13 protein-coding genes and 1 pseudogene are annotated in these 22,102 nt (G+C 65.3%); 6 read left to right on the top strand and 8 right to left on the bottom strand.

From position 1 onward, the window contains the following. Positions 1-57: 57 nt before the first annotated feature. The 4 genes and pseudogenes from QNO18_RS09845 to QNO18_RS09830 all read right to left on the bottom strand — a co-directional run bounded on the left by QNO18_RS09845 (position 58) and on the right by QNO18_RS09830 (position 5,276). Positions 58-621, bottom strand: coding sequence for a sarcosine oxidase subunit gamma family protein (locus QNO18_RS09845; protein ID WP_283177523.1), 564 nt, complete (start codon positions 619-621; stop codon positions 58-60). After that, positions 614-3,623, bottom strand: a pseudogene (locus tag QNO18_RS09840) (sarcosine oxidase subunit alpha family protein). The gene QNO18_RS09845 and the pseudogene QNO18_RS09840 overlap by 8 nt, the downstream one beginning before the upstream one ends. After that, the gene (locus QNO18_RS09835) at positions 3,620-3,943 is read right to left on the bottom strand and encodes a sarcosine oxidase subunit delta (RefSeq protein WP_092896530.1); all 324 of its coding nucleotides are present in this window, start codon (positions 3,941-3,943) and stop codon (positions 3,620-3,622) included. Before QNO18_RS09835 ends, QNO18_RS09840 begins: the two are co-directional and overlap by 4 nt. A gap of 85 nt (positions 3,944-4,028) precedes the next feature. After that, entirely contained in the window at positions 4,029-5,276 is a 1,248-nt protein-coding gene (locus QNO18_RS09830) for a sarcosine oxidase subunit beta family protein (RefSeq protein ID WP_283177522.1), read from the bottom strand. A 335-nt stretch (positions 5,277-5,611) separates the two neighbouring features. Between QNO18_RS09830 and ccmI the strand changes: the two genes are divergently transcribed. From ccmI to QNO18_RS09815, 3 genes are all read left to right on the top strand, one after another. Next, a complete protein-coding gene (ccmI, locus tag QNO18_RS09825; protein WP_283177521.1) occupies positions 5,612-7,027 on the top strand; it encodes a c-type cytochrome biogenesis protein CcmI in 1,416 nt (471 codons plus the stop codon). Then, positions 7,017-7,493 carry a Holliday junction resolvase RuvX gene (gene ruvX, locus QNO18_RS09820; protein ID WP_283177520.1) on the top strand — a complete coding sequence of 159 codons (477 nt, stop codon included), beginning with the start codon at positions 7,017-7,019 and terminating at the stop codon, positions 7,491-7,493. The genes ccmI and ruvX overlap by 11 nt, the downstream gene beginning before the upstream one ends. 103 nt (positions 7,494-7,596) lie before the next feature. Further along, a complete protein-coding gene (locus QNO18_RS09815) occupies positions 7,597-7,836 on the top strand; it encodes a DUF1289 domain-containing protein (protein WP_283178775.1) in 240 nt (79 codons plus the stop codon). Positions 7,837-8,235: 399 nt separating this feature from the next. On the opposite strand, the gene QNO18_RS09810 is transcribed toward QNO18_RS09815, so the two are convergent. From QNO18_RS09810 to QNO18_RS09800, 3 genes are all read right to left on the bottom strand, one after another. Next, positions 8,236-8,589: a hypothetical protein gene (locus tag QNO18_RS09810; RefSeq protein ID WP_283177519.1), complete on the bottom strand. Its 354-nt coding sequence runs from the start codon at positions 8,587-8,589 to the stop codon at positions 8,236-8,238. 289 nt (positions 8,590-8,878) lie between these two features. Then, positions 8,879-10,459 (bottom strand): chaperonin GroEL, encoded by a 1,581-nt coding sequence (groL, locus tag QNO18_RS09805; protein ID WP_283177518.1) that lies wholly within the window; start codon positions 10,457-10,459, stop codon positions 8,879-8,881. A gap of 130 nt (positions 10,460-10,589) precedes the next feature. Further along, positions 10,590-10,832, bottom strand: coding sequence for a hypothetical protein (locus QNO18_RS09800; protein ID WP_283177517.1), 243 nt, complete (start codon positions 10,830-10,832; stop codon positions 10,590-10,592). A gap of 152 nt (positions 10,833-10,984) precedes the next feature. Here QNO18_RS09800 and QNO18_RS09795 point away from each other — a divergent pair, with 152 nt between their 5' ends. From QNO18_RS09795 to QNO18_RS09785, 3 genes are all read left to right on the top strand, one after another. Then, positions 10,985-11,719: a Crp/Fnr family transcriptional regulator gene (locus tag QNO18_RS09795; protein ID WP_283177516.1), complete on the top strand. Its 735-nt coding sequence runs from the start codon at positions 10,985-10,987 to the stop codon at positions 11,717-11,719. A 279-nt stretch (positions 11,720-11,998) separates the two neighbouring features. Then, positions 11,999-12,280, top strand: a complete 282-nt coding sequence (locus QNO18_RS09790; RefSeq protein ID WP_283177515.1) for a hypothetical protein — start codon at positions 11,999-12,001, stop codon at positions 12,278-12,280. A gap of 545 nt (positions 12,281-12,825) precedes the next feature. Beyond that, the gene (locus QNO18_RS09785; protein ID WP_283177514.1) at positions 12,826-13,713 is read left to right on the top strand and encodes a transglutaminase family protein; all 888 of its coding nucleotides are present in this window, start codon (positions 12,826-12,828) and stop codon (positions 13,711-13,713) included. Positions 13,714-13,752: 39 nt separating this feature from the next. Here the strand turns inward: QNO18_RS09785 and QNO18_RS09780 are convergent, their stop codons facing one another. After that, positions 13,753-22,098 carry a glucoamylase family protein gene (locus QNO18_RS09780; RefSeq protein ID WP_283177513.1) on the bottom strand — a complete coding sequence of 2,782 codons (8,346 nt, stop codon included), beginning with the start codon at positions 22,096-22,098 and terminating at the stop codon, positions 13,753-13,755. Positions 22,099-22,102: the final 4 nt, after the last annotated feature.

Raw genomic sequence — 22,102 nt, 5'->3', positions numbered from 1 at the left:
CAGACCCGTCAGAAACGGATCTGTGCGGTATTAATCCCGGCCCGGAAGCGTCGCCGGTCAGAGTTCGCTGCCCGCCTGCGCCGCATGGGTCAGAAGACCCATGACATAGCCCGCGACCGAGCGGAAGCAGACCAGCGTATAGCCACAATCTGTCCCCGCTGCTGCGACCGGCCAGAAGGCCGCCGCCACCTGGGCAAAGCGCGAACGGCGGATCTCGTCCGCCTCCACCTTATCCAGATCGGCCGGGGTCAGCTTGCGCAGCACCTGATCGGCCTGCGGCCCGGTCACGCGAAACACCGCCCGCGCATCCGAGACATCGACCGCCAGATGATGCGCGCCTGCCATCGCCACCGCAATCGCGGCAAGCGCTTTCGCCACATCGGCGTAAGGCAGGACGAGCAGGAATTCGTCATTGCTCATCCAGCCGCAGCTGTTCGCGCCCTGATGGGTGATCCTGCGCGCCCCGGGCAGATCGCAGCCGGTTGCGGCTTTGATCGCCGCCTCCAGCCCCTCAGTGCCGGGCTTGGCGCGCAGCGTGATCATCCCCAGCGGGCCGATCTCTTCCACGCGGGCAAAGCCCTGGGCCACCGCGCCTTGCAGGGCAGAAACCGGATCAGACATTCTGCTTCTCCCCTTCCTTGTCATAGAAAACCGGGTCAACCACCTTTGCCGCGACCGAGACGCCGCCGGTCATCGCGGTGAATTCGACCACTTCGCCCATCCGTGCCGGGCCGTCTTTCAGAAGCCCCATCGCGATGCCTCTTTTCAGCGTCGGCGAATGATAGGTCGAGGTGATGCGGCCCTGGGAATTGCGGAACCCGTATTCATTGGTGCCCGCCGCGATGACATAGGCGCCATCGGGGATCACCGATCCGTCCAGGCTTTCAAAGCCCACCAGCTTCCAGCGGTCTTTTGCCGCGAGGAAGGTGCGCTGCTGGCCGCGTTTGCCGAGGAAGTCTTCTTTCTTCTTCGAAATCGCCCAGTCGAGGTTGAGATCCTGCGGGATCACCGTCCCGTCGGTTTCGTCCCCGATCATGATAAAGCCCTTTTCGGCGCGCAGGACGTGCAGGCCTTCGGTGCCATAGGTCTGGAGACCGAACTCCTGGCCTTCGTCGTAAAGCAGTTCCCAGAAGGCAAGCGCATGGCTCGCAGGCACTGCGATCTCGTAGCTCAGCTCGCCCGAGAAAGAGATGCGGTGAACGCGGACCGGGAAGCCCGCAAGCTCGCCATCCCTGAAGGTCATGAAGGGCAGCGCCTCTTTCGAGACATCCATCCCGCCAAGTTTTTCCAGCAGTTTCCGGGCATTGGGGCCGACAACCGCGATCTGGCCATATTGCTCGGTCAGGTTGGCGGTATAGACCTGCCAGTCCCACCATTCGCATTGCAGCCAGTCTTCCATCCAGCCATGGATCCGGTCTGCCCCACCGGATGTGGTGTGGCAAAGCCAGGTGTCTTCGGCGATGCGGATCACCACACCGTCATCCGACAGGAAGCCCTGTTCGTTGCACATCAGCCCGTAGCGGCATTTGCCGATCCCGAGATTCGACATCACATTGGTGTAGAGCATATCGAGGAATTTCCCCGCATCCGGCCCTTTCACGAGAATCTTGCCCAGCGTCGAGGCATCAAGCAGGCCCAGCCTTTCGCGGGTGTTCAGCACCTCGCGGTTGACCGCCTGGTCATGCGTTTCGCCCGCACGCGGATAGGTATAGGGCCGCTGCCAGAGGCCGACGGGCTCCATATAGGCGCCATGGGCGAGGTGCCAGTCATGCATGGGCGTCTTGCGCAGCGGCTGGAAGATGTCGCCGCGTGCCTCACCCGTCAGCGCGCCGATCGTGACGGGCGCATAAGGCGGGCGGAAGGTTGTGGTGCCGACGCGCGGGATCTGTTCGCCCAGAGCATCAGCAAGCACTGCGAGCCCGTTGATATTCGAAAGTTTCCCCTGATCCGTCGCCATGCCCAGCGTGGTATAGCGCTTGGTATGTTCGACCGAGACATAGCCTTCGCGCGCGGCAAGCTGCACGTCAGAGACCTTCACGTCATTCTGGAAATCGAGCCACATTTTCGATTTCAGATCGATCCCCGCCGAGGCCGGCATGATCCAGACCGGAAGCATCGCGCCCTCTTCGACCACATCCGCCGAAGCAGTCGCAGCCGCGCCCGTCTTATGGCCAGTGGCCTCAACCGCCAGAGCGGCCTGGGCCGCCGCATCGCTCAGCGCCTCTGCCGCCGCCAGCGCGCCATTGGCCGCGCCTGCCGGATAGACCATGGCGGTGCCATCCTCACCCAGCGCGGGCGGGTGCATCGGGACGGAACAGCGCGCGCGCTTCGTCCCAGATCAGCTTGCCGCCGCAATGCGACCACAGATGCACGACCGGCGACCAGCCGCCCGACATGGCGACCGCATCACAGACGATGTCTTCCACCGCGCCGCCCTCACCGGCCTGGAGACCGATGGCGACGCCGGTGACGCGCTTGCCGCCTTTCACCTTAACGATGCCGCGCCCGGTCTCGATCCGGATGCCCATCGCACGGGCACGGGACGGCAGCTCGCCGGAGGTCGAGGCGCGCGCATCGACCACGGTGACCTCAAGGCCCGCCTCTTTCAGTGTGAGCGCGGTGCGGTAGGCATCGTCATTATTGGTGACGACAACCGTGCGCTCGCCAGGCGAGACCGCGAAATTCACGGCATAATCACGGGTGGCAGAGGCCAGCATGACGCCGGGAACATCGTTGCCGGCAAATGACAGCGGGCGTTCCAGCGCCCCGGTTGCGGCGATGACTTTCGTAGCCCGGATACGCCAGAGGCGTTTGCGGGGCCGCCCGTCGCCGGGGGTATGGTCGGCGATGCGCTCTTCGGCCAGCACATAGCCGTGATCATAGACGCCCGAAACCATCGTGCGTGCGCGGAAGCTGACATTTTCCATCGCGCCAAGGGTCTGCAGCGCCTGGGCGATCCAGGCTTCGGCCGGTTTGCCGTCGATGATATCGCCATCGACCGGCGCGCGGCCGCCCCAATGCGCGGTCTGTTCGAGGAGGAGCACTTTCGCGCCCGAAGCCCCCGCAACCAGCGCCGCCTGCAGGCCCGCAATACCGCCGCCCGCAATAAGGATATCGGCATGGCCATAGGTATATTCGTAGCGGTCGGCATCTGCCTCTTCCGGCGGTTTGCCGAGGCCGGCCGAGCGGCGGATGACTGGCTCGAAGAGATGTTTCCAGGCCGAACGCGGATGAATGAAGGTCTTGTAATAAAAGCCCGCCGGCAGGAAGCGCGCGAGCTTGTTGTTCACCGCGCCAATGTCGAATTCCAGCGAGGGCCAGTGATTCTGGCTGGCGCTGGTCAGCCCGTCAAAGAGCTCGGTCGTGGTGACGCGCTGATTGGGTTCAAACCGCGCGCCCTCGCCCAGGGCGACCAGCGCATTGGGTTCTTCCGGGCCCGAGGCCATGATGCCGCGCGGACGGTGATATTTGAACGAGCGCCCGACCAGCAGCTGATCATTGGCCAGAAGCGCCGAGGCCAGCGTGTCGCCGGCAAGCCCGTTCAGCTTTTTGCCGTTAAAGGTGAATTCCATCCGGGCCGATCGGTTGATCAGGCGCCCGCCTTTTTGCAGCCTCGCGCTCATTTCCAGCCCTTCCAACCCGGCCGTTTCGCCTGGATCTTTGCAATCAGTTCCGCAGGGGGTTCCGTGGTCTGGGCCGGATATGTCCCGAAGACCTCGAGCGTCGCGGTGTCGCGCGCGGCAAGGAACCATTTGCCGCAGCCATAGGCATGGCGCCAGCGTTCAAAATGCACGCCTTTGGGGTTTTTGCGCGCGAACATATAGGTCTCGAATTCGGCGTCAGAGGAGCCGGGGCCGAACCGTTTCAGATGCGCCTCGCCACCGGGGGCGAGTTCGGTTTCCTCGGCTTTGACGCCGCAGCAGGGACATTCAAGGATCAGCATTGGTGCGCCCTCGGGCTGGCCGCGAGCCGGGGGCGCTGCCCCCGGGCCCCCGGGATATTTAGAGACAGATGAATGAGCGGGCGCATCAATGGGCCACCCCGGCGGCGACGGATTCGTCGATGAAGCGGCCCTCTTTGAAGCGCCACATGTCGAATTCCCGGGCCAGAGCGCCCGGCTCGCCTTTGGCGATCAGCTCGGCCATCGCCCAGCCGGATCCCGGGATCGCCTTGAAGCCCCCCGTTCCCCAGCCGCAATTGATGAAGCAGTTTCCGAGCGGGGTTTTCGAGATGATCGGCGAGCGGTCGCCGGTCATATCGACGATGCCGCCCCATTGGCGCAGCATCTTGAGCCGCGAGATGATCGGGAAAGTCTCAACCAGGGCGCGCAGTGTTTCCTCGACATGATGGAAGGAGCCACGCTGGGTATAGTTGTTAAAGCCGTCAGTGCCGCCGCCGATCACCAGCTCGCCTTTGTCGGACTGGCTGATATAGCCATGGACGGTATTGGCCATCACGACGATATCGAGCACCGGCTTGATCGGTTCCGAGACCAGCGCCTGAAGCGCGATCGATTCGATCGGCAGCCGGAAGCCCGCCATTTCTGCGAGCACGCCGGAATGACCGGCCACGACGATGCCGAGCTTTTTGCAGGAGATCTCGCCACGCGTGGTCTCGACCCCTGTCACCACGCCGTTTTCCTGACGCACGGCGGTGACTTCGCAATTCTGGATGATGTCCATACCCATGTCGGAACAGGCCCGCGCATAGCCCCAGGCCACGGCGTCATGGCGCGCCGTGCCGCCCCGCGCCTGCCACTGACCGCCCAGAACCGGATAGCGCGGCCCGTGCAGATTGATGATCGGCACGACCTTTTTGACCTGCTCGGGCTCCAGCCATTCGGTGGTGACGCCCTGCAGCTGGTTCGCGTGAACCGTGCGCTTATAGCCCCGGACCTCGTGATGGGTCTGCGCCAGCATCAAAAGACCGCGCGGCGAGAACATGATATTATAGTTCAGATCCTGGCTCAGGTTCTCATAAAGCGCGCGCGCCTTTTCGAAGATCGCCGAGGAGGGATCCTGCAGATAGTTCGAGCGGATGATGGTCGTATTGCGACCGGTATTGCCGCCGCCGAGCCAGCCCTTCTCGATCACCGCGACATTCCTGATGCCGTGGTTTTTGCCAAGATAATAAGCCGTTGCGAGACCATGACCGCCAGCGCCGATGATGATGGCGTCATAGTGTTTCTTCGGTTCCGGCGAGGCCCAGGCCTTTCCCCAGCCGGAATGGTAGCGCAACGCCTCGCGGGCAAGGGCAAAGACCGAATAACGCCTCATCTGGTGAACCTCCGCCGCGCGTTTCGCATGTCGCTTTCATAGCCTCCGATTTCCGCTCATGCCCCTGCCCGGCCCGTAGTCGTGACCAGGGCGGTCGGGGAATGCAGGCCCGGAATCCGGCCTCTTATCTTCTGCCCGACAGCTGGAAAACGCCACCGCCTTCACGCGGCACAATCGGGAAAATTGCGACACCGCGACCTCGTGGAGGCCCCGGCAAGACCGCAGGCATGTACCCGCGTGCCGGGCTGCGTCGATTGGCCCGGCAGCGCGGGCTTTTGCAAAGCCGGTAAAACCATTACATCACCCAGAGGGTTGATGTGCGGATGATGGGGCGGATGATGGATGGACTGGGCGATGCCACCGGGTTCTGGATGGTGGCGGCGATGCTTGCGGGCGGGATTGCGATCCTCCTGACCCTCAGCCTGTTCTTTGCCCGTCGCACCCCGCCGGAACCAGAACTCGCACGCGATATCAGCCTTTATCGCCAGCAGCTTGCCGGGATCGGGCAGGAAGAGGCACGCGGGGGGCTCACCGGGGCCGAGGCGCAGCGGCTTAAGGCTGAAATCGGGCGCCGTCTGCTGGAGGCAGACCGTCTGAACCGGCGCGCGGTATCGGGTGCGGGCTCGTCGCGCGATCTGGTGCTGGCGGCGGGGGTGATCGTGCTTGCAGTGGCGGGGGCGGTCTTTCTTTATCTGCAGCTCGGGCGGCCCGGTCAGCCTGATCTGCCAATGGCGACGCGGCTGGCCGAAGCTGAATCCCGCATGGCAACCCGGCCCTCACAGGCGGTCTATGTCGCAAATCTTCCCCCGATCATCCCGGCCGAGCCGGAGCCGGATATGGTCGAGCCGCTGCAAAAGCTGCGCGAAACGGTGGATCCGGCGGTGACTGACAACCTCCAGGGCCTCGGGCTGCGCGCAACCATCGAAGCGCGGCTGGGGAATTACGCCGATGCGATCCTCGCGCAGCGGCGTCTGATCGAGGTGCGCGGCGCTGAGGCCAGTGCAACCGATTACAGCTTTCTGACACTTTTGCTGGTGGAACAGGCCTCTGGCTATGTCTCGCCCGAGGCCGAGGCCGAGGTGGTCCGGGGCCTTGGCCTTGACGGGCGCGCCGCGCTGGACCGGGTGGCGGATCTTTTGCTGGCCGCAGCCCAGGGCTTCCAGCCCCAGGGCGAGGACCGCGCGGTGCTGACGGCGCTGCCGCCGGTCAGCGAGGCCACCGGCCCCCTCTTCCTCTTTGCCGGCGAGCTCTATGCCCAGGGCGGGCGGCCGGACCGGGCCTTCGCGCTCTGGCGGCCGCTGATCGAACAGGGGCCGCAGGATGGCTTCTGGGTGCCGCGCCTGCGCGATCAGATCCGGGCTGCGGCCTGGTTTGCCGGGGCCTGGGATTATCAGCTGCCCGAGGCAGATGCCGCAGAACCCGCCGCCCGGGACACAGCGCTGCGTGGGCCAGGTGCCGAAGACATCGCGGCCGCCGCCGGTAAGAGCGAGGCCGAGATCGGCGAGATGGCAGCGGGCATGGTTGCGGGCCTCAGTGCGCGGCTGCAAAGCGAGGGCGGCTCGGGCGCAGAATGGGCGCAGCTGATCCGCGGCCTTGTGGTGCTGGGCCGGTTGGACGAGGCGCAGGACATGCTCGATCACGCCCGCAGCGCCTGGCCGGAGGGGTCCGGGGGGGCTGAGGCCCCTGAGCGCGCGCTGATCGAAGCCGCCGCCAAAGCCATCCCCCAGCAGAGGTTTCCCCATGATCCTTGATGATATCTCGGGGCTGATGGCCGAACTGCCGCCCTCCGGCGCGATCATCGGTCTGGATCTGGGCACCAAAACCATCGGCGTCGCGATCTCGGACCTGCGCCGCTCGGTCGCCACGCCGACCCTGGTGATCCGGCGCGAGAAATTCACCCTCGATGCGGCGCGGCTGCTGGAGCTGATAAAGGCGCGCGAGGGGAAGGCGATCGTGCTGGGCCTGCCGCTGAACATGGATGGCAGCGAGGGGCCAAGGGCACAATCGACCCGCGCCTTTGCCCGCAATCTGGAAAAGCTGACGCCGCTGCCGATCACCTGGTGGGACGAGCGGCTGTCGACAGTTGCGGCAGAAAGGGCGCTGCTTGAGGCGGATGCGTCGAGAAAGCGTCGGAAAGAGGTGATCGACGCGGTGGCGGCGGGCTATATTCTGCAAGGCGCGCTGGACCGGCTGGACCAGATCGCGCGCCATGGATGAGCGCGGTGCCGATAACCAGATGTCCGATGACCGCCGGACCGGTGACCGCATGACCGGTGACCGCATGACCAAAGATCCGGGGCTGAAGGCAGAAAGGCATATCGTGAAGGACGACATCTGGGCCCGCAACGAGATCGAGAGCCCCTGCGTGAAGATCTGTGTGATCCATTCCGACGCGAAGATCTGCGTCGGATGCTACCGCTCGCTTTCCGAAATCGGCGCCTGGTCTTCGATCACCGCCTCCGAGCGCCGGCGCATCATGGATGAGCTTCCCTCGCGCGCGGCCTCGCTGGTAAAGCGCCGGGGTGGCCGCGCGGCCCGGCTCGGCCGGGGCGAGGATTAAGGGCCCAGTCGGAGGCCCTGCCCCGCGCGGCTTTGCCGCGTCCCCAGGAATATTTAAGGACAGATGAAAGGGCATGGATCCGATGTCATCTGCCTCTGGTTTTTCCCGTGGAAAGTGACAAAGGGCCACCCGAAAAGCGTCGCCGCCGGATCCGCGCCTCCAGCGTGCGGTCGTGCAGTTTTGCGCGCCAGGGGATGGGTCGGGATCATCGCGCAGTGCCGCCTGGCCGGTGCAAAGATCTGAGACGCGGCGGCTCTGCACATGGTGTTCCGTGCCGAAGATCTGCCCCTGCGCAAACGCCAGCGCGCCCGGGATGATCCCGGGGCGCGCTGCAGGACCAGGCAATCGGGCCGCACAATGCGCCGGCCTGATCGAAATCTTATATGATCAGAGCCGCGATCAGGCGGTGGGAAGCTCCAGCGCGGCGAGGCATGCGGTCGCAAGAGCGCGATCCGGCGCTTCACGTCCGGGCATCGTCGCCCAGCCGGTCGCAATCAGCGCATCGCGCCTGCCAGGAGTTGTCGCCTGGCGGATCGTCGCGATCTTGGTCACACGCTCGGGATCGGCGGCAGACATTGCCAGACAGACCGGGACAAGGGCGGCAACGGTCTGCTCGCTCGCCGCGGTCTGTGCCATTCGGCTGGCGCCGCCTGCGGTAGACCATCCCGCCCATCCGAAGCCGATCACAGCCACCGTGATACCGCCGAGGATAGCGCCATAAATGCCGGGTTTGAGCCATTCAGGAGGTGTCATCTTTGCGTCCTTTCAGGATGCAGGCGTCGTGGGCGAAAAAAATGAGCGGATGCGGATCACCGGCAGATATTGTCTTGCAGCCAGAGAGATTGATCTGAGGTCAGTGGCGACCTGAACCACTCCGTCCGGGTCAGTCACTCTTACAGGCTGGCCGGCCCCCCGGGGCTGATCGATGTTAGGATTGGCTGCGAGGTTTCAGGGTCCTTGCCGAAATTCGACAGATTCAGACCGCCAGAGCGCTGCCGGGGCCGGCAACGCGGCAGAAGATCTTGCCGGCAGCGCTGCGTCTTCACCGGTGCTCGGCGATCATCACTTCTGTGGTGATCAGAAGGCCCGCAACCGATGCGGCATCTTCCAGTGCGATACGCACCACCCTGGCCGGGTCCAGGATCCCCGCCTCGAACATGTCGACAAAGGTTCCGGTCTGCGCATCATAGCCATAGCCGGGACGTCCGACCTCAGAGATCTTCCCCGCGATGACGGCCCCATCGGCTCCGGCGTTCACGGCAATCTGGCGCAAGGGGGCCTGCAGCGCCCTGCGGATGATCCTGATCCCGGCATCCTGATCGGGATTGTCCCCTTTCAGATCCGCCAACAGCTTGCCCGCAAGCAAAAGCGCCACCCCGCCACCGGGGACCACCCCCTCTTCGACCGCCGCGCGTGTTGCATGGATCGCATCATCAATCCTGTCCTTGCGTTCGGTCACCTCGGTCTCGGTGGCGCCGCCGACACGGATCACGGCAATGCCGCCAGCAAGACGTGCCAGGCGTTCCTGCAGTTTCTCTTTGTCATAATCCGAAACCTGCTCCGCGATCTGCCCGCGGATCCGGCTGACCCGTGCGGCGATTGCCGCCTTGTCCCCCTGGCCGTCGATGATGGTCGTGGCGTCCTTACTGACGAGGATTTTCCTCGCCTTGCCCAGCCGGGCCAGGGTCACATCCTCAAGCCGCGTTCCCAGATCGGCCGAGATCACCTCGCCCCCGGTGAGAATCGCAAGATCCTCCAGCATGGCCTTGCGGCTTTCACCGAAGCCGGGAGATTTCACCGCGACAACCTTCAGCCCCGCCCGGAGCCTGTTGACGACCAGCATCGCAAGCGCCTCGCCACTGATGTCTTCGGCGACGAGCAGAAGCGGCCTGTCGGCCTCCAGCACCTCCTCAAGCAGCGGCAGCATCGGTTTCAGCGCCGACAATTTGCTGTCGAGCAGCAGGATCACACCGTCTTCAAGCACGACACTCATCTGCTGCGGATCGGTGATGAAATGGGGGCTCAGCCAGCCGCGGTCGAATTGCATGCCTTCCACCATTTCGGTCGTGGTCTCCCTGCCTCTGGCGTCTTCGACGGTGATCACGCCCTCTTTGCCAACCCGCTGCATCGCATCCGCGATCTGGCGGCCGATGGCCGCGTCGCCATTGGCCGAGATCGTGCCGACACGGACAATCTCGTCACTGTCAGTGACCGGGCGCGACATATCCCTGAGACCTGTGACCGCGAGACGCACGGCCCTGTCAATGCCGCGCTTCAGATCCATCGGGTTCATGCCGGCGGCCACGGCTTTCATGCCTTCACGGACAATGGCCTGCGCGAGCACCGTGGCGGTCGTTGTGCCGTCTCCGGCCTCGTCATGAGTGCGGGATGCCACCTCCCGAACGAGGTGCGCGCCCATATTGCCGAACCTGTCCGAAAGCTCGATTTCCTGCGCCACAGTCACGCCGTCCTTGGCGATGCGCGGCGGCGCATGGTTCCGGTCCAGGATGACGTTTCGCCCCTTTGGGCCAAGGGTGATCCTGACCGTATCGGCAAGGATATCAATGCCTTTCATCATCCGGCTGCGGGCTTCATCGCCGAATATGACATCTTTTGCAGACATGCTGTTTTGCTCCTCGCGCTTCGATATCGTGCAGGCGGGGACACCCCCTGCGACCGCCGGGGATGGCCGCATCTGCGGGCCGTCTGGTCTGTGCCCCGGAAAGCCCTGCGGACTTGCAGGTCCGCCCTGTTCAGCCCCGGTGCAGACCGGATGAGTTCATGCCGGCATTGATCCCGTTGATCAGGCAGGCAACGCTCTGATGCATTTCCATCTCTGCCGTATCGCCCACCGCATTTTCATGCGCCGCCGCCGCATCGCGCAAAATTCCGGCGATTTCGCTTTCGGGCAGAAGCCTGTGGTCACTGATGGCCAGCAAAAGCGCCTCGCAGATGGCAAGCGCGGCCATACCTGCATGATCTGTCTGGACGGGCATCACGCGTGGTCCTTTTTGGTGTATAAGGGATCAGGACAAGACAGAATCCCGATGCGCTGCTGTATCCTGACAGGAAGCTCTGCCGGGCGGACTGATCCAGAGCAGCCTCACCGATCCAATTTCTGCATTCCGCCCCTTTTCGGGAGACGCCGTTGAAGCTTGTCGAAAGCAGTGCCCTGACCCGGAAACTCTCGGCCTTTGTGGCCCTCTCCGAGGCTGATCTGGAAACGCTTGCGCGCTTTCATCACCGGCGCAGAACCTTTCCTGCCGGGCATACGATGATGCATGAAGGCCAGTCCAACGCTTCCGCCTTTATCCTGGCCGAAGGCTGGGCCTGTTCTTACAAGATGCTGCCTGATGGCGGGCGTCAGGTTATCAACTTCCAGATTCCCGGCGATTTTCTGGGGTTGCGCAGCATTCTGTTTCGCAGCTCGGACCTCAGCCTCGAGGCGCTGACAGATATCGAAGCATCCGAGGTCTTCGCGCCGGATATTCTCGGCGCCTTTGCCAGAGCGCCCCGGCTTGCAACCGCTGTGCTCTGGGCGTCCTCGCGGGACGAGGCGATGATGGTCGAGCATCTGGTCAACCTTGGGCGCCGCTCGGCGGTCGAGCGTATGGCGCATCTGCTGCTGGAACTCGGGGCACGGCTGAACCTAGTCGGGGTTGGCGACAGGACGGGGTTCTCCTGCCCGCTGACGCAATACCACCTGGCCGATGCGCTTGGCCTGAGCGCCATCCATGTCAACCGGGTGCTGCGGCAGTTGCGGGAGGACGGACTGGTCACCTTCCAGAAAGGCAGGGTTGTCTTCAACGACCTGACCCGGCTGCAATCCCTCGCGGGCTTCGATACGGCCTATATGGATCATGAAGGCCCGCTGTTGCGCTGAACAGGTTGGCCGGGACGACAGGCGGATGGCACGGGGCCGCATCAGGGGATCAATTCGGGCAGCCCTGGGCTGTTTTTCACCCGGTCCGTGCCAGATCGGCGGCCCGCCCCAGGAAATCCGACCGCCTGCGTCCATGTTGCTGTATTTTTAAAGAAAGCTAACACCCATCAGCCCCGGCCCTGCCCGCCTGTCCTATGTTTGACCAGACCTTGCCGTCGCATGTCTGCGGGTCTGACGCGACGCTCGGGCATGCCATTCAGACCTGATCGGAGGCCACAGATGAACATTCGGTCATCCAGGAAGCGCGTGTCTTTCGCCCATTCCTTCACCTTGCCCGGCTACGTGGACCAGCTCCCCGCCGGGCCTTATGATATCCTCATCGAGGAAGAGCTTTTGCAGGGGCTGAGTTTCGAGGCCTGGCGCAGAACCTCAACCTATATAATGGTCAGCGACCGCTCCGGTCGGGATGAGATGCGTCCCGTCACCGAGAAAGACCTGGAAGCCGCCGTATACCGCGATCTGGCGCCACGCCCGCCAGGGGTCGCGCAAAATGAGCGATGATCCGGGAAACCCCGATCTCCGGCGCCGCCCCGGGGGCCAGGTGGCAGCAGATCTCCGCCGTCATGTCGCCTGCGCCGTCGAAGCCGGTCACAAGGAACGGTATAAACGACCGGGCGGGGTGGAAGGCCTGCGCAACATTACAGGGGCGGATCTGCGGTCTCTTTGGGACGACAAAGGCCCGGGAGGCAGGGATGCTGAAACCGATCCGGCGCGTGCCCGCAGATCAGGCGCGGCTGACCGGGCGCGGTCGGATGCGGGAGGCAGGGGGCGGGCGGCTGAGTGCGGGGTGGCCGACAGAGCCATGAACGCGGATGTGCCGGACGAGCCCCTTGTGCAACGTGCCCTGGCGGATTCGCCGAAAGAGCGTTTCTGTCTGCGTTGCGCGACGGCGTTCCCGAGCGAAGGGTTCGGCGAACGCATCTGCAAACGCTGCAAAGGATCGCATTCCTGGAAAAACCCCGCAAACCTCCATCACGCAACACCCCGGAAGACCTGAGGAGCTCACAGGCGTCGGGGCTGCTCCACAGGACAGAACTGGATGCCGGTTGACCATTCTCACAACATTTCACAAAACGCTCTATCGCTACCGCACCGAGGTCTTTCTTGGGCAACACCGGCTGATGCTGCGCCCGCGTGAATCGCGGGATCTGCGCCTGCTGTCCCATAGCGTTTCCGTGTCTCCGGACGCGGACATGACCTGGGCGCATGATGTGGCGGGCAATACCGTTGCCACAGCAACATTCGCAGACCCTGCGGCCTATCTCGAGATCGAGAGCCGGACGCGGATCGAGCTGACGGCGCAGGTCTGGCCCGTCTTCTCCATCGCGGCTCCGGCGATAAACTGGCCCTTCCGCTACCCTGATGACGAATGGAGCGATCTTGGCGCATTATCCGCGCCACAATATGCTGATCCGGAAGGTCACCTCCTCCGCTGGGCCGAAGGCTTTGTCTACAGCCGCCCGACCGACACGCTGTCCCTGCTGAAGGATATCAGCAACGGGGTGGCCAACCAGATTTCCTATCAATGCCGCGAAACCGAAGGCACCCAGACGCCACTCGAGACGCTCCGGCGTGGCTGGGGCGCCTGCCGGGATTTTGCGGTCCTGCTGGCCGAAGCGGTGCGTGTTCTGGGATTTGGCGCCCGTATCGTGTCGGGCTACCTGTTCAACCCTCAGAGTGAACTGCAGGGCACGGCCGGGCCGGGCTCGACCCATGCCTGGACCGAGATCTATGTCCCCGGTGCGGGGTGGATCACTTTTGATCCGACCAATCGCAGCGTCGGCCCGAAGAACCTGATTCCGGTGGCCGTGGCCCGCGACGTGCGTCAGATCGTGCCTGTCACGGGCAGTTTCACCGGCCGCAGTGACGCCCTGATCGATATGGCAGTCACTGTCACTGTCTCGGAAGACGCTTGCGCAGAGCCGCCCGGCTGAGACGCCTTGCGCAAGCGGGCGGATTGCGGTGGCCTCCGCTCAGGCAGCGCCGGTCTGAAGGTGGATCCTGAGCCTATGCTGCGCGCCGTCCAGGGCGACCCGCATCTCGCCGCCCTGCGCGGTTACCGACCCTTCCGGTGCAGAATTTCCCTGCGTCACGCTTACATCAAGGCTGGTGCCGGCGATGCGCAGCTGCGCGGCAAAGCCCGGCCAATGGGCAGGCAGACAGGGGGCGATCCGCAGATAGCTCCCCTCGCGCCGGATGCCCAGAATGCCTTCGACCGCCGCGCGATACATCCAGGCCGCTGAGCCGGTATACCATGTCCAGCCGCCCCTGCCCTCATGCGGGCTGACAGAATAGACATCGGCCGCCACAACATAGGGTTCGACCTTGTAGCGTTGCGTGTCTTCCGGTGTCAGCGCGTGATTGACCGGGTTCAGCATCGCGAAAAGGCGCGCGGCCCCGTCACCATCTCTCAGCTTTGTCCGCGCCAGCACCGCCCACATCGCCGCGTGGCTGTACTGGCCGCCATTCTCGCGCAATCCGCGAGGGTAGGCCGCGATATAGCCCGGATCGGGGCCAGATCCGGGATCAGCCTTGTCAAAAGGCGGGGTGAACAGAAGGGCGATACCCGGTTTCGGACGGATCAGGTGCCGGTCGAGCGATGCCATGGCCTGCGCGGTGCGCACGGGGTCAGCCTGCCCCGACAGCGCCGCCCAGCTTTGCGCAATGGAATCGATCCGGCACGCGGCGCTTGCGGCAGAACCAAGCCATGTTCCGTCGTCAAAGGTCGCGCGGCGGTACCAGTCTCCGTCCCAGGCTTCGCGCTCAAGCGCCATGCGCAGCCCGTCGGCATGCGCCTGCCAGCGCGCGGCACGGGCCGGATCGCGGCTCACGGCCAGGGGAAGGAAGCGGCGCAGCGTGTCAAGCAGCAACCAGCCAAGCCAGACACTCTCGCCCCGCCCGCCCTCGCCCACCCGGTTCATGCCATCATTCCAGTCGCCCGTCCCGATCAGCGGCAGGCCAAGCCCGCCTGTGAGCGTGATCGCCCGGTCCAGCCCAAGCGCACAATGCTGCCAGAGCGCCGCCTTGCAGCCAGAGACATCGGGCAGGAAGAAGGCATCATGCTGGCCGGGCGCCAGTGCGGGCCCTTCGATGAAGGGGACCCCCTCGTCCAGCACCGACGTATCGCCCGTCACCGAAACATAATCGGCGACGGCATAGGCCAGCCAGACGCAATCATCCGAGATCCTCGTGCGGACGCCCTGCCCGGAATGCGGCAGCCACCAGTGTTGCACGTCGCCCTCGGGGAACTGCCGTCCGGCTGCGCGCAAGAGATGCGCGCGCACCCGGTCGGGCTGCGGCACAGTCAGCGCCATGCCATCCTGCAACTGATCGCGAAAGCCATAGGCCCCGCTGGCCTGATAAAACCCGGCCCGGGCCTGCACCCGGCAGGCCAGCGTCTGGTATTGCAGCCAGCCGTTTACCATGATGTCGGTCGCGCGGTCGGGTGTCGTGACCTGAACCGTACCAAGCACCGCTTCCCAATGCGCCTCGACCTCGGCCAGCAAGGCATCAGGATCGCTTGCGCGCAGGCGGAGGATAAGGCTTTGCGCCTCTTCGGCAGAGGCCGCCTGGCCGAGGAAGTGGTCCGTGACGACCTGTTCTCCGGGCGCCAGGTCCACCTGGCGTTCCAGCGCCATGCAGGGATCAAGGCCCGCGCCGCTAAGGCCCGAAAGCGCTTGCCCGGGGCCCAGCGCCAGGGGGCTGGCCAAAGTGCCGCCCCGACCCAGAAACCCGGTGCGATCAGCGGTGAAGCCGCATTGCGCACCCGCCATATCGACGAACATGACCCGGTCCGGAAAGGCGATGTTCCACGGATTGCGGGCAAAGAGCGCGCCGGTTTCTGCATCGTGGCCGGTGATCAGGAACGGCGCAGCGCCCGCACGCGACGGGCCCATGACCGGCTCGGCATAGCTGATTAAAGTCAGCCGCCTTGGCTGCCCCGAAAGGTTCCGCAACGTCAGGCGCGAGATCCGGACCGGGTCGGTCAGCGGGACGAAGTGCAGCAGATCAAAGCCGATCCCGCCCGCCTCATGCCGGAACCGGCTGTAGCCAAAGCCATGACGCGCGATATGGCGGCCTGGCTGGTGCAAGGGCGCGGCGGTGGGCGAGAACACCTCGCCGGTGGCGTCATCGCGGATGTAGAACGCCTCGCCCGCCGGATCTGCCACGGCGTCGTTCGACCAGGGGGTCAGGCGGTTCTCACGGCTGTTCTCTGCCCAGGCGCTGGTGCTGCCGGTGGCCGAGACCTGAAAGCCAAAGCTGTCATTTGCGATGACATTGATCCAGGGCGCGGGGGTTGGGGCGCCCCCGTCAAGGACCGTGACATATTCCCGTCCCTGCCGCGCAAAGCCGCCAATGCCGTTGAAGAACTCCAGCTCTTCGACCGGAGGCGGGCTGGCCGCGGCGGGGCGCTGCCGCAGGCGCGGCGCGGCGACCGCCTCTTCGTCACTATCCTCCGCCAGGATCGCGGCGATCTGTTCGGCCAGGGGGCCGCGCCGTGCCACCAGAAGCACCCGTGCCACCGAAATCAGCAGCGCCCGCGCCTCGGGTGAGATCAGATCAGCGCGCAAGGCATAGACCTGGCCCCCGCCGCTGCCCCCGGCAGTGCGCGCGCCCCGCAGCGCGGCGTCGATTGCCGATTGCAGCCCCTGAACATAGGAGGCGGGATGCTCGTTCAGGATCACCAGATCCACCGCGAGGCGTTTGCCGCGCCAGTATTCCTGCGCCAGCAGCACCTCATGCACCTGCGCCATGTCATCGGCATCATCGATGCGCAGCAGCACGATGGGCAGGTCGCCCGAGACCCCCATCGGCCAGAGCGCCGATTGTTTGCCCGCCCCCCTGGCGATCAGATCGGGCCGGGCGCGAAAGCGCGGATCGCTGAACAGGATCGGCGCGGTCAGCCGCTGAAACGCCGCCGCCTGCAGCGGGGTCGCACCGAGATGGCGCAGCTGCACCTGGGCCTGGGTCCAGGCCAGGGTGCGGGCGCGGTCAAAGGCGCTGCGATCATGGTGGCGGTCAATCAGGTCCAGCAATTCGGCCCGGCCCGGCGCGGCCACGGTCCAGAATGCCAGCCGCACCGTGCCGCCGGCGGCGATCCTGACGCGCTGGCGCAGCGCAAAGACCGGATCAAGCACAGTGCCGGTGCCGCCCGCCAGCCTGCCCCCGGGCCTCAGCGCCTGCGCCGAGGACATGTCATTGTCGCGCCCGACAAAGGCGGCGCGGTCGGTTTCAAATTGCATCGCCGCCGCAGTCTCCCCCTCGACCGTCAGGAAATGGGCGGCCCAGACCGGAGCCTCATCAGCCGCGCGCGACCTGCGCGTGGCTATGATCGCCCCGAATTCGGGCAGATATTCCGTCTCGACGAACATCCGCGCAAAGGCCGGATGCGCCGCATCTGCCGCCGGTGTGGTCAGCGCGAGGCCGAGGTAAGAGGTCAGCTCCACCTCGCGCGGGCGCCGCGAGGAAGAGCTGATCGAAACCCGCCGCACCTCGGTGTCGTCCTCGCCCGACACCAGGACATCCATTGTCGTGGTCAGCGTGCCCGCACGATGCGCAAACAGGGCGCGATCCTCGAAGTACTGCACTTCGCGGTCTTCGGCCACGGCTGAGCCTGCAACCGGATAAAGGCGCCCATCCGCCAGATCCCGCAGCCAGATCCTGAGGCCGTCAGTGTCGCAGGTCGGATCGGGTTGCCAGCGCGTCAGCGCGATGTCTCCCCAGCGGGTATAGCCGCCGCCCGTTGCGGTCAGCATCACCGAAAGCTGCCCGTTCGACAGCAGATGGCTGAAAGGCGGCCCCTGCGGCGGGCCCGTGATCTGCGCCATACGCTGAATGTCGAGCGCGGTCGTGCTGTCTGGAACAACAACCGCCTCGGGTCGCGGGGTCACCGCCGGAATGTCGCGCGGAATGCGTTCCTGCAACAGGAGCTCGGTGGCGCGGATCATCGGCTCGGCATGGAAATGCGCTCTCATGCGGCCGGAATGTAGAACATTCGCGATGGCAACGATGGTCATGCCCTGATGATGCGCCATATAGCTGCGCACCACGGCAACGGCCTGGCCTTCGGGCAGCCGCGAGGGGGTGAAATCCAGCGCCTCATAAAAGCCGTAGCGCCCGCGACCGCCTGTCGCCTCCAGCGCGGCATAGTTTTGCTGAGCCCTGACCGGTGCGAACATAGCTGCAAGCCCGGTGGCATAGGGGGCCACCACCAGATCGGTGGCAAGCCCGCGCTTCAGCCCCATCCCCGGGATGCCAAAGGTGGAATACTGGTAATTCATATCCAGATCGCGGGCATTGAAGCCGGATTCCGATATGCCCCAGGGAATGCCGCTCTGGCGGCCATAGGCGCGCTGCCAGGACACCACCTGCCGGCTGGTCTGATCCAGCAGGCTTCCCGCCGGCTCCTCCATCACCAGCGCCGGCATCAGATATTCGAACATCGAGCCCGACCAGGACACCAGCACCGAACCGCCCCGCGCCGGCCTGGCCGAGCGGCCCAGCCGGAACCAGTGACGCACCGGAACATCGCCTTTGGCGATGGCAAAAAGACTTGCCAGCCGGGCCTCGGATGCCAGCAGATCATAGCAGCTCTCGTCAAGGGCGTTGTCGTCACGCGACCAGCCGATCGACAGGAGCTTGCGATCGGGATCAAAAAGGAAGGCGAAATCCATCGCCAGCGCCATTTCCCGTGCCTTTGCTGACAGGACGTGCAGGCGCGGCGGCAATGCTTCGGGATCATGCGGATGGGCATTGCAGGTGCATTGATCGCACAGGGCCTGCAACCATCCCCGCAGGCTGTCAGCCAGCGGATCGCTCGCCAAAGCGCCCTTTGCCTTGACGGCGAGACGCAGGATGGCAGGCCAGGCAATGCCCTCGCCCGGGGCGAGGATCGCGGCTTCCAGATCGTCGAGCAGCGCGCTGATCCCGGAAACATCTCCCCCCTGTGAGCGCCCCCCCAGTGACCGGCGGGCAAGGCTGAGCGTGTCGGTGAGACCCGCGCGTTGGGTTTCGCTGTCCGGCAAGCCGTCATCCATCGCCCAGGCGTCGCAGGCATTTGCCAGGGCGATCAAATGTCCCGCCAGATTGCCGCTGTCCACCGAAGAGACATAGGCCGGGCTGAGCACCTCGTCATCCAGGGTCCGGTACCAGTTGTAAAAGTGGCCCTTTTGCTTCGGCAGCGCCTGCATCGTGGCAAGCGTCGCCTCCAGCCGCGCAGTGGCCTCTATTGTGCCGATCCAGCCGAAATCGCGCGCCGCCACGCAAGACAGCAGATAGAGGCCCATATTGGTGGGCGATGTGCGGGCCGCTGTCAGCGGCACCGGAATTTCCTGAAAATTGTCGGGCGGCAGGTGTCTGTGCTCCGCCGTCACAAAGGTCTCAAAGTAGGACCAGGTGGCGCGGGCAATCAGCCGCAGATCCCGCGCCGCATCGGGGGTAAGGGTCTCCTGCGGCGACCGGGCCGATGCATGGCTGATCCGCCAGGCAATCAACGGCGCACAAAGCCACAATGCTGCAAAAGGCAGCGCGAGCGGCGCCGCTGCGGGCGCAATGAGCACAGCCACCACCACCAGCGCAACGCCGAGGCCAATGCCGCCGGCCATGAAACCTGCAAGGCGCCACGGCCCGGGTCTCGCCCCGCCCGCGGCCTGCGCCGCCGTGGTCCATTGCAGCAGATGGCGGTGCGAAACGCCGGTCCGCCACAGGCTGCGCAGGATCGCATCCATCATCCGCCAGGCGGTATCGGCAAGGAATGTCACCGCCAGCCCGACCCGCAGGCCCGTCATCGCCAGATCGCCCGCCGCCTGGCGCAACAGGCCCGACAGATCCAGCCCGGCCCGGTGCGGAATCAGCCCGAGAACCGTCGGCCACACCAGCGGCACTGCCAGAGCGGCGAGCAGCAGCAGCGTCGCCGCCAGTGCGGCCCCTCCCGGCAGCACCCATCCCAGCACCAGCGCCGCCAGCATCGACGGCGCGATCAGCGAGCGACGCAGCGTGTCGGCCATCCTGACCCGGCCCAGCATCGGCACGGCGGGCGCAAAAAGCCAGCGCAGGAGCTGCCAGTCGCCCCGTGTCCAGCGATGCTGGCGGCGCGCTGCAATGTCGGTGCGACCCGGAAATGTCTCGACCAGCTCTACATCCGAGGCAAGACCGGCGCGGGCAAAGATCCCCTCCAGCAGATCATGGCTCAGCAGGGAGTTCTCGGGCACCCGACCGCGCATCGCGGCCTCAAAAGCGTCGATGTCATAAATGCCCTTGCCGGTGAAGGCGCCCTCGCCGAACAGATCCTGCCACAGATCCGAGGCTGCGGATGCATAGGGATCCATCCCGCCTGGACCGGCGCTGGCCTTGTGATAAAGCGTCGCCGGGGCACCCGGCTCCAGCGCCGGGGTGACGCGCGGCTGCAGGATGCCATAGCCACTGGTCACGCGCTGCACCTCCGGGTCAAGGACCGGTCGGTTCAGCGGATGGGCAATCTTGCCGATCAGACGCGCCGCGGTGTCACGCGGCATCCGGGTGTCGGCGTCCAGCGTGATGACATAGCGCACCGCAGCGGGAACGGCCGGCACCTGGCCGTCGGCTGTGCGAAAGCGGGTATCCGTCGCACCGCGCAACAGGCGGTTCAGCTCATGCAGTTTGCCGCGCTTACGCTCCCACCCCATCCAGACACCTTCGGCGGGATTGAACTGCCGGGGGCGGTGCAGATGAAGGAAGCGCGGACCGGCCGGCCCCGGCGGATAGCAGCGGTTCAGGGCGGCGATACCTGCCTCTGCCTGAGCCAGCAGCGCTGCATCTTCCGGCATAACCTCCTGCGGGGCATCCACATTATCCGTCAGCAAGATGAAGGTCAGATCTCCCCCTGCCCCGGAAAGGTGATGCACCTCCAGCGTCCCGATCTGGTCTTCCAGATCCTTGCTGCCGGTGACCAGAACCGGCACAACAACGACGGTGCGCAGCTGTTCCGGCACTCCGCCCCGCAGATCAAGACCTGGGAGCAACGTCGCCCCGAGGCCGGCGCCCGCCACCCGGTCCACCAGCATCACCGCAACGCCGCTGACCGGCAGCACCATCGCGAGGAGCCAGATGAGACCGGAGCCGCTGTCCGCCACCCAAACCGCGCAGAGCGCCAGCAGGGCCAGCGTCAGACCGCAGATCGTGCCAAGATAGCCCCGCAAGCCCGCAGCGATCCCCCAACGGCGAAAGCGCTGCCGGGCAGAGGGGCGAAACCCGATCTGCCGCTCGAAAGCCTGCCGTCCGGCGGCGATCAGCGACCAGCCCGGATCGGCCTGCGCCTCTCCCGCCTGGTGCGCTTCTGTGCGGGCCCGCGCCTGTTCCACGACGGCAGTCTCGCTGAGCGCGCTGCCGCGCGACAGGTCTTCGATGGCGCTGCGGTACAGGTTGCGGCTGGAAAAATCCATCGCGCCATAGCCCGGCTGTTCCCGAAGCCGTGCCTCGACCAGACTGACGCTTTCAAAGAGATCGGCCCAGTCAGTGGCCGAGATGCTGCGCATCGCGGTCACCACATTGCGCAGCGTGACGTTTGACGCCCCCTGCCGTTCCTGGGCGTGACGCACGACCGTATCGATGCTTGTCCCCTGAGCCTCCAGCCGTTCCTCGAGCCAGCCAAGTGCCGGATTGGTGCGCGGATCGCGGTCGCGCAGGCGTTTGGCCAGCTGGGCCGCGAATACCTCTGACAGGGGGCCACGCGCGCGCCGTTCGACCTCGGGCAGCAGCGCCGCATGGGCCTGACCCGGGGCACAGATCTGATCGGCAAGGCTGTCGGCCTCGGCCCGCTCGGCCCGGCCCAGCGTCATCTGATCTGCAAGCCGCCGCAGATTCTCGACCAGCACGATGCGAAGGGTGATGGCCACGGCCCAGAGCTCGCCGATCGTCAGCGGCTGGACCGTCTGATAGGCCACCAGAAAGCGGCGCAGGATTTTCGGGTCGAAATGACTGTCGGTATGGGCGACAAAGGCCCAGGCGATACCGAAGACGCGCGGATACCCCGCAAACGGACCCTCCGCCAGCTTCGGCAGAAGACGGTAATATCCATCGGGCAGATCGGTGCGGATCTCGCGGATCTGCGCTTCGACCAGATGATAATTGTCCAAAAGCCAGTCGGCCGCCGGAACCACATCATGCCCGGCAGCCACTTCTCTGGCGCTGGCCCGCCAGGCGGCGAGCAGGACCCTGGCATTGGCATCAAGCCTGCGGCGCAGCGGCGGCATCCTGTTGCGATGTGAGGCAACCGATTGTGCCGCGGCCAGCGTGACCGCGTGCTGCTCCAGCCGCTCTACGCTGAAAAGCTCTGCCCGCACAGGT

Source organism: Gemmobacter sp. 24YEA27 (genome assembly GCF_030052995.1).
GTDB lineage: Bacteria > Pseudomonadota > Alphaproteobacteria > Rhodobacterales > Rhodobacteraceae > Pseudogemmobacter.
This window is presented reverse-complemented; position numbering and strand designations above follow the sequence as displayed.